This is a genomic window from Bacillus gaemokensis (genome assembly GCF_001590835.1).
Classification (GTDB): domain Bacteria; phylum Bacillota; class Bacilli; order Bacillales; family Bacillaceae_G; genus Bacillus_A; species Bacillus_A gaemokensis.
In genome coordinates this window covers 1-12,700 of the sequence record NZ_LTAQ01000026.1, presented here as the reverse complement: position 1 = coordinate 12,700, position 12,700 = coordinate 1, and the positions used below count along the sequence as shown (strand labels likewise).

At 35.3% G+C, this 12,700-nt stretch carries 9 protein-coding genes and 6 pseudogenes; 6 read left to right on the top strand and 9 right to left on the bottom strand.

What is annotated here, in order from left to right:
* Window positions 1-133: pseudogene (locus tag AZF08_RS29025) on the top strand (DDE-type integrase/transposase/recombinase); the annotation flags it as partial.
* A 306-nt stretch (window positions 134-439) separates the two neighbouring features.
* Here the strand turns inward: AZF08_RS29025 and AZF08_RS18995 are convergent.
* The 3 genes and pseudogenes from AZF08_RS18995 to AZF08_RS18985 form a co-directional block, all read right to left on the bottom strand.
* Window positions 440-915 (bottom strand): annotated as a pseudogene (locus AZF08_RS18995) (small multi-drug export protein).
* A gap of 18 nt (window positions 916-933) precedes the next feature.
* Window positions 934-1,368, bottom strand: coding sequence for a hypothetical protein (locus AZF08_RS18990; RefSeq protein ID WP_033678909.1), 435 nt, complete (start codon window positions 1,366-1,368; stop codon window positions 934-936).
* Window positions 1,365-1,577 carry a helix-turn-helix transcriptional regulator gene (locus AZF08_RS18985; RefSeq protein ID WP_033678908.1) on the bottom strand — a complete coding sequence of 71 codons (213 nt, stop codon included), beginning with the start codon at window positions 1,575-1,577 and terminating at the stop codon, window positions 1,365-1,367. Before AZF08_RS18985 ends, AZF08_RS18990 begins: the two co-directional genes overlap by 4 nt.
* A 230-nt stretch (window positions 1,578-1,807) precedes the next feature.
* On the opposite strand from AZF08_RS18985, the gene AZF08_RS18980 reads away from it, so the two are divergent.
* Window positions 1,808-3,238: an IS4 family transposase gene (locus AZF08_RS18980; RefSeq protein WP_033678907.1), complete on the top strand. Its 1,431-nt coding sequence runs from the start codon at window positions 1,808-1,810 to the stop codon at window positions 3,236-3,238.
* 393 nt (window positions 3,239-3,631) lie between these two features.
* Window positions 3,632-4,081, top strand: a complete 450-nt coding sequence (locus AZF08_RS18975; RefSeq protein WP_033678906.1) for an NUDIX hydrolase — start codon at window positions 3,632-3,634, stop codon at window positions 4,079-4,081.
* A gap of 59 nt (window positions 4,082-4,140) precedes the next feature.
* On the opposite strand, the pseudogene AZF08_RS29020 reads toward AZF08_RS18975, so the two are convergent.
* Window positions 4,141-4,350 (bottom strand): annotated as a pseudogene (locus AZF08_RS29020) (DDE-type integrase/transposase/recombinase); the annotation flags it as partial.
* A gap of 275 nt (window positions 4,351-4,625) precedes the next feature.
* Here AZF08_RS29020 and AZF08_RS18970 point away from each other — a divergent pair.
* Window positions 4,626-4,970 (top strand): annotated as a pseudogene (locus tag AZF08_RS18970) (recombinase family protein); the annotation flags it as partial.
* 192 nt (window positions 4,971-5,162) lie between these two features.
* Here the strand turns inward: AZF08_RS18970 and AZF08_RS18965 are convergent.
* From AZF08_RS18965 to AZF08_RS18950, 4 genes are all read right to left on the bottom strand, one after another.
* The gene (locus tag AZF08_RS18965) at window positions 5,163-6,131 is read right to left on the bottom strand and encodes a carbohydrate kinase family protein (protein WP_033678904.1); all 969 of its coding nucleotides are present in this window, start codon (window positions 6,129-6,131) and stop codon (window positions 5,163-5,165) included.
* Between the two features lie 18 nt (window positions 6,132-6,149).
* Window positions 6,150-7,622, bottom strand: a complete 1,473-nt coding sequence (locus tag AZF08_RS18960; protein WP_033678903.1) for a glycoside hydrolase family 32 protein — start codon at window positions 7,620-7,622, stop codon at window positions 6,150-6,152.
* Between the two features lie 65 nt (window positions 7,623-7,687).
* On the bottom strand, window positions 7,688-9,136 hold the full coding sequence (locus AZF08_RS18955) for a sucrose-specific PTS transporter subunit IIBC (RefSeq protein WP_033678902.1): 1,449 nt from the start codon (window positions 9,134-9,136) through the stop codon (window positions 7,688-7,690).
* A 97-nt stretch (window positions 9,137-9,233) separates the two neighbouring features.
* The gene (locus tag AZF08_RS18950; protein WP_033678901.1) at window positions 9,234-10,217 is read right to left on the bottom strand and encodes a LacI family DNA-binding transcriptional regulator; all 984 of its coding nucleotides are present in this window, start codon (window positions 10,215-10,217) and stop codon (window positions 9,234-9,236) included.
* 397 nt (window positions 10,218-10,614) lie between these two features.
* Here AZF08_RS18950 and AZF08_RS30075 point away from each other — a divergent pair.
* Window positions 10,615-10,839 (top strand): annotated as a pseudogene (locus AZF08_RS30075) (DUF2716 domain-containing protein); the annotation flags it as partial.
* 458 nt (window positions 10,840-11,297) lie between these two features.
* On the opposite strand, the pseudogene AZF08_RS29005 reads toward AZF08_RS30075, so the two are convergent.
* A pseudogene (locus AZF08_RS29005) lies at window positions 11,298-11,438 on the bottom strand (recombinase family protein); the annotation flags it as partial.
* 390 nt (window positions 11,439-11,828) lie between these two features.
* On the opposite strand from AZF08_RS29005, the gene AZF08_RS18940 reads away from it, so the two are divergent.
* Window positions 11,829-12,512, top strand: coding sequence for a hypothetical protein (locus AZF08_RS18940; protein ID WP_033678899.1), 684 nt, complete (start codon window positions 11,829-11,831; stop codon window positions 12,510-12,512).
* Window positions 12,513-12,700: the final 188 nt, after the last annotated feature.

Here is a 12,700-nt window from a genome sequence, read left to right as displayed (position 1 = left end):
AAGTAAATCAAGAGATAAACAAGCAGCCAAGTGCTTTTTCAAGAAAGCCTTGGCTTTTTCGTACGTTTCTAAACCTCGCGTGATAACAGTAGATAAGAACCYTGCCTATCCTGTAGCAATTCAAGCGTTAAAAGGGGTATCGCCACATGCCCATCAACCTAAGAAAAGCAAATACCCCAAAACGAGAAAATTGACATCTCCAGATGAAAATGTACAATTTTTTTGATTTGGGGATGCTTCAAAATATTAGCTTGATAGCAATGTGTCTCTACCCACATAGGTTCGTGAGCTACGGTACTATGACCATATCGTACAGCTAGTTGAGTGTTCAAATGTTTTTGGTCAAAGCTTTTGTCTTGATATTATATGAACTCACCTCATCACTCCATAATTTTAAGGTAGTGAACGATTTTAGATTACCTAAAATCATCATGATATCCTAAATAATATTTAAAAAGCTAAGCCCATACATCGCAGCAACTGTAAAAATGACTGTCCATACTGTAGACTGACCGTCATCCAACTTATGACGTGTGTCCGGTTAGATCCAAATGTTAAAGCTAATACGGCTGCAATATCAGTTCCTACGAGAATTGGAGCTAGAAGAGCCAAACCTGGAATACCATATCGTTCCCATATTTGTCTTGATCGGGTTTCTTTTTTTGAAGGTGTTGTTATACCTTTTTTTAGTTTTCTTGCTGCTTGCCATTTTGCATACTGTTTAAAGAAAAAGCCAAGTAATAGAACCAAGATAAGATTTCCTGCAAATGCTGTTACTCCTACTGCAAATGGTTGTAACCCCCATGCGATACCAAGTGGTACAACGATTGATACATCCATCCATGGGGCAAAAGCTAAAAGAAATAACACTACATATTGCCATAATGCACCCGCATTTTGAGCCCACTCCACCATATTGTTTCATCCCCTTTGTTAAATACGATTTAAAATAAGAATAGTAGTTAACCAATAGACAATGTATTGACCTGCACCTAGTAAACCAATGCACAATAATGGAACAAAATTATGTTGAGAAAAGAGGAAGCAAATCCCTGCCGTTACTGGAAGTGCAATGCTATAGTAAATATACACATTTCGGCAAGCCTTATAGGTTACCCACTGCTGCCCTTCATCTATTTCACGAAATTCAGATGGTATAAAACCAAATAATCTAATCTTATCATGAGGATTCTTTCGGTTATAAAGTCTTGTGAGAATGAGCCATAAAAAAGTAATCGTCACTAAAATCCCGAAACATAACTTAGCTAAAATGACTTGTGTATTCATAAGAGAAAATAGTAAAAATGCAATAATCAACACAAATATACTGGCCCCTATAAGTGGAGATCTTAAAACCTGTTTTATCATAATCGTTCCTCTCCCTTTAAATAAAAAACCTCTTCTACGGTAACTTGAAATACAGCAGCTATTTTTAACGCCATAGTGACAGATGGAGAATAATCACTTTTTTCTATTAACCCAATTGTCTGCCTTGTGACCCCAATTGCATCGGCCAAGTCTTGCTGAGTCCATCTAAATCGTGCCCGTAATTCTCTAACTCTGTTTTCTAGCATCATAATTTCCCTTTCCTCATTTACAATTACTGTAATTGTAAATGATTACTAACAAAATGTAAACAATCATTTGCATTATGTAATGAATAATTGCTAAACGCGACATAAATTACATTTAAGTTAAAAAAGGGAGTGCACCCCATCGCTATCAAGCAAACAAAACAAAATACCCCATAAAATGAAAAAATACGTTATTCTTTCTGTAGAATCATAGGAAAGGATGGCGTTTTTTCATGGACCTCTCGCTTTCTGAAGAATTACATCTATTCTCACAAGAATTACAATGCTTTCTATCTCCAGTAGTCCTACAAGACATCGCCAGACGAGTTGGCTTTGTACAGCGATCTAGTAAATATCAAGCAAACGAACTCATTGCCCTTTGCGTATGGCTCAGTCAGAAAATCGCTAGCACATCACTTACACAATTGTGCAGTCGGTTAGAAGCTTCCACTGGGGTACTAATGAGCCCAGAAGGATTGAATCAACGCTTTAATCCAGCAGCTGTCGCATTTCTTCGAGAAGTCTTTACTTCTCTTCTCACACAAAAACTCTGTTCCAATCAATCGCTTTCTGCACATATGATGTCTATTTTCAATCGTATTCGTATTTTAGATGCGACGGTGTTTCAGTTACCAGATACCTTCGCCACTGACTATCAAGGGTCAGGCGGAAGTAGTAATACTGCTGGGGTGAAGATTCAACTTGAATACGATTTACTCAGTGGTCAATTTTTAAACGTACAGCTTGGGCCAGGAAAGAACAATGATAAAACATACGGTACCATTTGTCTTGAAACCGTTGAAAAAGGAGACCTATGTTTGCGTGATCTCAGTTACTTCGATTTAAGTGATTTACAAGCGATTCACGATAAAAAGGCTTACTATATCTCGAGGTTAAAGCTGAATACACGCATTTATATCAAGAACCCTGAGCCAGAATACTTCAACAATGGTACGTTAAAAAAGCAAACAGAATACATCCAGCTTGATATGACACAAATGATGTCTAGTCTACCTCCTGGTGAAACGATGGAAATCTCCGAGGCATATATTGGCCAAAATCAGAAGCTTCCAGCACGTGTCATGATCCATCGTTTAACCGACGATCAAACACAAACGCGTTTGAAAAATCAAGCAATACGTGAGAAAAAAAAGGGGATTATCATGAAGGATAAAAGTAAGCGTTTGATGAGCATGAATATATATATTACGAATACATCGCCAGAAGAAGTACCGACTAACTATGTGCATTCCTTGTATTCACTGCGTTGGCAAATAGAGATTTTGTTTAAAACATGGAAGTCGTTCTTTGAAATTGATGAGTGTAAGGGCATCAAAAAAGAACGTCTTGAATGCCATTTGTATGGCCAACTCATTGGCATTCTCATCTGTTCCTCTACGATGTTTCAAATGCGACAGTTTCTACTCGGAAAGCAGAAGCAAGAACTAAGCGAATACAAAGCAATTTATATGATTAAGGATTACTTTCCGTTACTGTTCCAAGCAATGACGGTTGACACAGATGAACTCTCGGCGATTCTGCATCGCCTCTATCAATCGCTTAAAAAGAATGGTCGTAAATGTCATCGTTACAAAAAAATGACCGTCTTCGATATTCTTGGTGTTGTCTATGAAACGACGGTGAATAAAAGACAAATTGCCTAGCAGAAAAATCACATTTTCATAGGTTTATTTGGCATGTTTATTTTTCCAAAACTCATTAGTCACAGTACAAAAATCAAGGCGTAGCTAGGATTTCTCATCGTTAGCTTGATGGGCATGGGGTATCGCCAGCATTTTGGAGAAAAACCACGCTAAGCAAATTTCGACAAGAAAAAAGCAGTTTTTTCCCCGTTAAGAGTAAACATGTTTATGAACAATAAATTTGTTCTTTAAATAATAAACTTATTTAAATTCTTTAAAAATGAAGAGCCGACATCATAAACCTGCATTATTAATGTAGAATAGTGATGTCGGCTCTTCATCCACTAAACTGGCAGGTTAGTGAATAAATTATTCATATTTATTTAAAGCTTATTTTCGGGAGGAGGTTATGCAATGAGAGCACCATATCAAGTATTGATATTTCCTTATATAATAACTGATGATTCTATTCAATATGCTATTTTTAACCGAAGAGATTATGGTTATTGGCAAGGGATAGCTGGTGGTGGAGAAGATGGTGAGACTCCTACTGAATCAGCAAAACGGGAAGCGTTTGAAGAGGCTGGTATTATAAGAGAATGTCCCTATATAAATTTAGATTCTGTGTCTTCACTACCAGTAGAGGATGTAGTTGGAGGATTTCTTTGGGGAGAAGATGTTTATGTAATAAAAGAATTTTCTTTTGGAGTTAAAGTTCCTACAAAAAATATTTCATTATCCAAAGAACACTTCAATTATAAATGGTTATGCTTTGAGGAAGCAGTAATGCTTTTGAAATGGGATAGTAACAAAACAGCATTGTGGGAATTAAACAAAAGGTTATTAAAACAATTAAAGTATTAGCTAACAAAGCCGTTAGTGAAACAAGAATTAAACAACTTCAAAAAACCTTGCTACACTTCAGAACGAACTCTCTTTTTAATAAAACGATGATCTTGCTCTACAATGTTATTAAGGTATTTTACCTGCCTTATTTGGATGCCTACAGGCATCTTTTTCTCTGTCTTCAACTCTTCAATCGCTATAGGATAGGTCGGGTTTTTGTCCACTGTAATCACACGGGGCTTTGAAACATGAAAAAACTGCAAAGCTTTCTTGAAAAAACGCTTTGCACCCCATATCCATCAACTTAAGAAAAATAAATGCCCCCAAAACGAAAAAATGAGCTGACTTCTAAGAGTAACTACCTGTAGAGAAAGAAAATTTTCATTTAGGGGGGATATTAAAACCTTAGGTTGATGGGCATGGGGTAGTACCACATCGCTATCAAGCTAAGAAATACAAATACTCCAAAACGAGAAAATTGACTTCTTCATGTGAAAATGTACAATTTTTTTGTTTTGGGGTGTTATAAAATTCTTAAGTCGATGGGCATGTATAGTGCCCCCTATTACAGTTAGTAGAACAACTTCGGGAAAAGAATGTCCACTTTGCGATTTTAAATTTAGGAATAGATACTAGAACACCAACAGGAAAATTCTTTTTAACTGTCATGTCTGCCTTTAGTGAATTAGATCGAGAAATGATTAAAGAAAAACAACGTGCAGGAATAAAGTTAGCGAAGCAAAAAGGAGTGTATAGAGGAAGATTGAAGAAATACACGGATAATCACCCAGGTATGAATCATGCGATTGAATTTCGGAATCATACCACTAAAACAGTGAAAGAAATATGCCTAATTACAGGTGTGAGTCAGGCCACTCTGTATCGTAGATTAAAAGAACTTGAATAAAGTTCTTTTTTAATTTGTAATTAAATTCCAGAGTGGTCCCTCATACCCAGAATCGTTTCCGTACCCCATATAGAGAAAACAGAAAAGGATAGATAAAACAGAATAAATCTGTATTATCTATCTTTTTTTTGTACGACATATAACTGTTGGTTTGGAATAAAGTTTGATGAAGGAAGTTTAACTTTATTTAGCTCACCCTTGAAGTAGCTTATAGATATCTTCTTTTATAGGAATAGAAGATATCGCTCCTTTTCCTGTTGTAGTAAGGGCCCCGCTTGCATTCGCAAATGTTAATATCTCCTGCCAATGCATATGAAGTATCTCTTCTATATTTTGTTGTCTTACATTTTTCTCTAACAATTTATACAAGAAGCCGCCAATAAATGCGTCTCCAGCACCTGTTGTATCCTGTACTACAACAAGATATCCATTTGATTGATACTGTTTATCCTTCATATATAATTCCGCACCTTGCACTCCTTTTGTATAAATAACAGCCTTCACATCTCCTATAAATAAAGACTCAATAGCCTTTTCCATATCAGAAATCCCAGTGATAAACGTCAGCTCTTCATCTGAAATTTTAACTATATGTGCACGCGGAATAAATTCCAAAATCGTTTTTCTACAATCTTCAGCATGTTTCCAAAGCGGTAGACGTACGTTAGGATCAAAGCTGATAATCCCTCCTCTTGCTTTCGCAGCGTAAACCGCCTTTAAATGCGCATATTTCATCGGACTTTCTACTAAATCAACGGAACAAAAATGAAGAATATCACCTTTTTCAAACCATCTTTCATCTATCTCATTTTCTCTAAGCAACAAATCTGCAGAAGGATTGCGATAAAAAGAAAAATCACGTTCACCATCTTCACGTAATGAGACAAAAGCAAGGCCTGTATTTGCTTCGTTCGTTCTTATAATCTTGCTTATATTTACACCTACATCCTGTAATTGTTCTAACAGAAAATCGCCAAATGCATCGATACCTAACTTTGTAAGCATACATGACTTTCCCCCGTATTTTGCAACTGCGGCTGCTACATTCGCAGGTGCCCCTCCAGGAACTCGCTGAAATTCTATTACATCTTTTAGAGCCTTTCCTTTTTGAATAGGAATGAAATCAATTAAAACTTCCCCGATTGCGTACAAGCTCTTCATATATTCCACCTCTTCTCCTTATTCATAATCCCATTTTGTTGCTTGTAATAATGCACTTCCTTCTTCAGCAAAAAAATAAATTTCTGTGCTGTCGGTTCTCGGAAATATACGACTAGTAAATACCTCTTCCCCATCATTTATAAAGATTTCAACAGAAGATGTATCCACAAATAAATGGAACTTAATCGCTTGTGCATCTACTGAACATTTTCTCTTTGTTCCATAAGATTCTCCCACTGCTTCTCCTGAATGTGTACGATCTAGTATTACTTTTCTCTCAGCAACATTATACTTAACTACTGTTCTCTCAGTTTCGCTTACTCTAAATGCAATTCCATATTCAGTTGCATTCTTATTTTCAAACTTACAAATCATTTCGTATGCTACCCCTGTAAATCCCTCATACATTTTCTGTTCACTGCAAATCGTATCTTTTATTTTATATTGCTGTTTACGAAGTGCTTGAAGCTCTTTTATTGGCCGTTGAATAAACTTGTCTCCTCGAACGATCAATTCTCTTGGTAATGTTAAACAATGCGCCCAACCATTTTTATCAGTTGGATAATCTATTTCCGGCAATCCCATCCATCCAACTAAAATACGCTGTCCAGCTGAATTTATCATTGTTTGAGGAGCATAAAAATCAAATCCTCTGTCCAGCTCCTGAAAGGAACCGTGCGACATAGATAATTGTTTCACATCCAGCTTGTCTCCAAGAATATAGCCAGATTGATAAATATTTTGATAGTGATCTCCTTTAGGTTTTAGACCTTGTGGAGAAAATAGGAGAACTCCTCTGCCTTGTAACTCGAAATAATCTGGGCATTCCCACATATAACCGAAATTATTCAAGTTTATTTGCAATTCTCCTTCATAGCTCCACTGTAGTAAATCAGGCGATTGATATAAAACGACACATCCTGTTTTATCTTCTCGCTGCGCTCCAATGACTGCATAAAACATATTACCTTTTTTCCAAACCTTCGGATCACGAAAATGATCTGTATATCCATTTGGAACTTCATGAATGACAGGATGTTCTAACTTTTTGATTTTTCCTGTTTCATCCATAATCGCAATGCATTGATAAGGTTTTCTTACCCATTTTTCATCACGAGTATTACCGGTATAAAATAAGTATAATTTCCCTTCATGCTCAATTGCACTTCCGGAATAAGCGCCATGACTGTCATAATCATTTTTCGGTTCAATCCCTATACCAACATTTTCCCAATGAACGAGATCTTTTGATCTCGTATGATACCAATACTTTAAACCATGCACAGGCCCGAGTGGAAACCATTGGTAAAACAAATGATATTCACCATTATATAGAGAAAATCCATTCGGATCATTTAGCAGACCTGTTTCTGGCTGTATATGAAACGTTTGCCGCCAAGAACAATTATTTACTCTTGCTTGTAATTTCTGAAATTCTTCCGAACTTACCTCCTCAATCCGGCGATAGCGCTGTTTCTTTGTCCATACCATTTCTATCAAACTCCCTTAACAAATAGAGGAGAATGAAACCATCATCCTCCATTTGTTACCATAAATTAAGCTGCCTCTTTTTGAGAAGAATTGCTTCCCTTCTTTTCTGTTCTTTTTGCTAAAATAAGCGTTAATACAAAAGCAATGATAAAGGAAATTGCCATTCCGATTACATAAGGAATAATGCAGTCTGGTCTAATCGAAATAATACCAGGTAAACCTGCAGCTCCTAGTGAAATTGCTTTTACTTTGTAAAAAGTTATAAAAGCAGATGCGACTCCAGAACCTATAATAGCTCCTATAAACGGATATCTTAGTTTTAAATTAACACCAAACATTGCTGGCTCTGTAATACCTAGAAGTGCTGAAATTCCCGCAGCTGACGCAATGCCTTTCACTTTCTTATCTCTTGTAATAAGAAAAACTGCAAGAGTTGCTGCACCTTGTGCGACGTTAGACATTGTCGCAATTGCAAATATGAATGAACCCCCTGTTTTTGCAACGTCAACTAGTAATTGCGTTTCCACTGCAATAAAACTATGATGCATACCTGTAATAACAATCGGTGCATAGAGGAATCCGAAGATCCCGCCACCAATAAATCCAGTAGTGTCATATAACCAAACGATTCCATCAGTTAACAAATTCCCTGCAAAACGTGTAATTGGCCCTACTGCTGTAAATGTTAATAAACCTGTAATAAAAATTGTAAATAAAGGTGTAAGAAGATTATCAAGTGCTGTCGGAATTACTCTTCGTAAATATGTTTCTATTTTTGCTAGAATAAATGATGCCACAAGAACTGGTAATACTGTACCTTGATATCCTACTTTTTCAATACTTATACCAAATATATGCCAAGCGGGTACTTTGTCAGCTACCAAAGCTGCCCCATACCCATATCCATTCAATAAATCCGGATGGACCATTAACATACCAAGCGCCGCCCCAAGATAAGGATTCCCTCCAAATCGTTGTGTCGCTGAAAAACCAATTAAAATTGGTAAAAATACGAATGCTGCATTTGCAAATGTATTAATAAGTGCTGCTAAATCTGTTATTTGAGGATTTGCTTCCACTAATGATTTTCCGGCAATAAATAAATCTTTTGCTGTTAATAGGTTATTAATCCCCATTAATAAACCACCGGCTACGATGGCGGGAATAATGGGAACGAAAATATCAGAAAGCAATTTCACAAATCGTTGAAGCGAATTCAATTTTTTTGTTCCAGCGGCTTTCACATCTTTTGTAGACATCTCGGAAATATCTGTTAATTTAGAAAGCTCTTTATACACTTCGTTTACAGTTCCTGAACCTATAATGACCTGAAATTGTCCACCCGTAGAAAAAGTTCCCTTTACCGTATCTATACTATCAAGTTTCTTTTGATCAACTTTCGCTTCATCATTTAAAACTAAACGTAAGCGAGTTGAACAGTGTGCTGCTGCAGATACATTCTCTTTACCGCCAATTGCTTCCAAAATCTCTTTTGCAATTTGATTGTAATTCATAACGCTCCTCCTTTATCATTTTTGGAACCGGTTCCAAATTAGTGTTAATTAAAAACCAGTTTTCGGAACCGGTTTCAATTAGATTATATGATTGCTTTTATATGTTGTCAACGCTTTCTCTTTCAATTATTTTATATTTGGATATTGAGATTTTTTCTACCCCTTCTTCATTTATGAGCTTTACAATATTTCGAGCTGCCATTTGTCCAACTTCTTTGTAATAAAATTTCACAGTAGTTAAAGCAGGATGAATGACTCCTGTTACTTGATATCCACCAAATCCAGTAATGGACAAATCTTCAGGTACTCGTAAACCTCTCATATATGCGGCTTTTAATGCACCAAGGGCAATATTATCTGTTGCGCACACTAAAATAGAAGGATGAAACTCTTCGATGATCTTCGATGTTGTTTCAATTGCGTCTTCAATATTAAAACTTGTTTCATAATATTTCACTTCACAGTTCGTTTTTGTATCTACTGCTTTTTTGAACCCCCGCTTTCGGTTTACACCAACCGCAATGTCATGTTCTGTTACACCTAAATAACCGATTCTTCTATGCCCCTTTGTAAGGATATATTGTCCTATAAAATAAGCCGCTCCGTAATCATCATGAATTAAACTATACACTTCATTATGCTGTTGTCCAACAAGCAGCACTGGTATATCGATTTTACGAAAAGCTTCTATATGCTGATTAGTCACTTGTGTAGCCAGTAAAATAATCCCTGCAACTTTTTGATTTGCCAATGTATAAATGCTTTCGATTTCTCGTTCCAAATCTTGATTGGAATTGGATGTTAACATTTGATAATTTTGTTCTTTTAACTGTTCATCAATACCAATTAATGTTAGTGATGAAGCATAGGAATCCAAACGTGGTACGATTGTACCAATAATATTCGTTTTCTTTGCCTTTAAGCTTTGAGCAAACGTATTAGGAATATATCCTGTTTCTTGAATAGCACGCTTAATTCTCTCTTTTGTCACGTCACTAACAGAACCGCCATTCAAATAACGGGAAACTGTACTCTTTGCAACCCCCGCTATTTGAGCAATATCAGAAATTGTTTTTTTCATTATTTCATCTCCATATTCATATACGATTGTTGATCATGTCACCTGCATTTATTCTAGTCTGCTATGTTGAAAAATAAAAGTTATATCTCTAGCCCTTTCTATATTGGTAGTGAATATACATTTCAAGTATAGGAGGCACGGCAACGATTACTGCTTTTTGGGGCCACTCGCCATTTTAAGTTAACAGAACTAGAATTCCGTTAACTTTTTTAGATGAATTTGACAAGGTTTGTTTACAGAGCACCTGTAAACAGTTATGAAAATAAGTTTACGGAACATATTTAAAGAAAACGTTCTCGAAGACTTCAAATTTAATTACCTAAAAATCATAATTTTATCATACTTTTCAAAGTTTTTCACAAGTGGCCAGAAAAAGAACGAATCGTTGTCGTACCCCTTATTGGCGTCTCTTATTCTATGTACCAAGGAACATGAATATATATGCATTAGATTGGCAGCATGATGGCTACTGGATGAATCCTAGTTTAAATCTAAACGAAGATGATCATCGCTGGAAAATCCTATTTTTCCGGATGGAGATTACTATTTCTTTTTGCAAAAAGACTTTAAATGGGGTTATTTAGGACATCCTTGGGGAAAAACTATTTATATTCTCGGGTAAAAATTAATTGAAACATTTAAAGAATTGAAATCTAATAAAAAAAATGATAAAGTATAACTTTTTACTACCGCTAACGGGAATTATATAAAAAAAGCTAGCATGAATCTAGCTTTTTCTTTTTTGATCACGGGTGTTTTAATCTCTTTATCCATCAATTTTTGAATGTATACCTTTGTTTTTAATTTTGCTAAAAATAGCTGAAGTTGGATACGGCTAATGAAGTCAATACTTTGAAAGTAAACTAATGGGTAAAAGTTTACTTTCACTTCTTGAATCATTTATAGCTAATTTTGTAATAAATTTCTGAATATAGATATACTTATAAATTATGGTTTTAATATTCAAAATTAACAAAAATTGAAGTATTATAAAAATATGATGGTTATTCCTTTTGTTTACTCCTTGTGCTAAAGATAAGATTGTGTTCCCGATCTTATCTTTTTTCTTTGTATATTCATTTGAAGTTCAGCTCTGTCTTGGGTAGCACCTGATACCTTTTCTTCATATATAATGCCCATTCCAATTTCCTTCATTTATTGTAATTGTCTCTTTGGATTCTGATCAACAAAACTTACTCGAACATAACTTATTTTTCTTATATTCTACTCTCCTATTTTGAAACAAGTCATATGGGACACCTTGAAGTACCGTTATACCAGGTTTAATAAACCATCCTAATAGGATTTACCCATTTGAGACTGATGGTTTTGGATTTTTAAAAGATATCCCATACAAAACTAAAGTAGGGAATGTTCACTTTAGGAAAGTAAGATAAATTCAGAAATTCTATTTTAAATAGATATTGCGGTTCAATATGATAATCGTTCATATACGCTCCAAAAAGGAATCTCCAGGGGGTACTTTTTTATTTTTCAATGTAAATGATTAAATATCAATTACAAAAAAATAGATAGAATTATATGATATGTATGTAATACCTGTTGTAATAGGTTATCACCCAATTTGAATACAGAAAAGAGGAGTCCTATATGAAAATTGAGTTGTTAGAGAAAAAACATATACAAGAGGCAACGGATTTGATTGCAACAGCCTTTGTACAGAATGAACCATTAGTAAGTTATATACAAGTTCCCTTATCTTCCTATAAGAAAATATGTGAAGAAATGGTGGAACGAGCTATTCAGCAAAAGATGTCATGGGTAGCTATGAAGGACGATGAAATGGTGGCAGTCATTTTATGCCGAAAAGCAGAGAGACCGTTAATTGATAAACAAGCAGCAATTCAAATATGTCCACCAGTCGCACCCATTTTTCAACTATTAGCAGAGTTAGAAGAAAAATCCGCAGAATTTTTACAATTACCTAAGGAAAATTTGATTTATTTTGATATGGGAGCCTGTCATCCAAAATGGATGGGAAAAGGAATCATGAGCGCCATCAATATGCTCATTTCTCATGCTTTAACATTAATGGTGGAGAATCAATCAAATATTATCACAGCATGTACCAATAAAATCTCTAATAAACTATGGACAAGACAATATCAAGCGATTCAACTGAATGAGATTGTATATGATTCATTTTGTTATCAAGATAATTATCCGTTTGCTGGCATCACCTCTTCCACAGCAGCCCAATTATTATATATGCCGACTGCTCACATTATTGAGGGACTGGCAAAACAAAAAAGACGTTCTCATACTCATGTATAAACATTTATAGCCAAAGCATTTATAGCAAAGATTCTAAAAAGAATAGCTAACAAAATCATTTGAAGAAGGGGGTTATTATGAAGAAATTTTGGTTCTGGTGCAAAGATAAAATAAAAGAGAATATAGCGCATATATTTCTAGCGGAATTGTATTTTATGCTGTTAGTCCAAACAATTGATGGATGAATT

Bases quoted from the DNA above. Each gene is read 5' to 3' on its own strand.
- AZF08_RS18955 (WP_033678902.1), bottom strand. From the start codon at position 9,136: ATGAATTACAATCAAATTGCAAAAGAGATTTTGGAAGCAATTGGCGGT.
- AZF08_RS18990 (WP_033678909.1), bottom strand. From the start codon at position 1,368: ATGATAAAACAGGTTTTAAGATCTCCACTTATAGGGGCCAGTATATTT.
- AZF08_RS18980 (WP_033678907.1), top strand. From the start codon at position 1,808: ATGGACCTCTCGCTTTCTGAAGAATTACATCTATTCTCACAAGAATTA.
- AZF08_RS18940 (WP_033678899.1), top strand. From the start codon at position 11,829: ATGAAAATTGAGTTGTTAGAGAAAAAACATATACAAGAGGCAACGGAT.
- AZF08_RS18985 (WP_033678908.1), bottom strand. From the start codon at position 1,577: ATGATGCTAGAAAACAGAGTTAGAGAATTACGGGCACGATTTAGATGG.
- AZF08_RS18975 (WP_033678906.1), top strand. From the start codon at position 3,632: ATGAGAGCACCATATCAAGTATTGATATTTCCTTATATAATAACTGAT.
- AZF08_RS18950 (WP_033678901.1), bottom strand. From the start codon at position 10,217: ATGAAAAAAACAATTTCTGATATTGCTCAAATAGCGGGGGTTGCAAAG.
- AZF08_RS18960 (WP_033678903.1), bottom strand. From the start codon at position 7,622: ATGGTATGGACAAAGAAACAGCGCTATCGCCGGATTGAGGAGGTAAGT.
- AZF08_RS18965 (WP_033678904.1), bottom strand. From the start codon at position 6,131: ATGAAGAGCTTGTACGCAATCGGGGAAGTTTTAATTGATTTCATTCCT.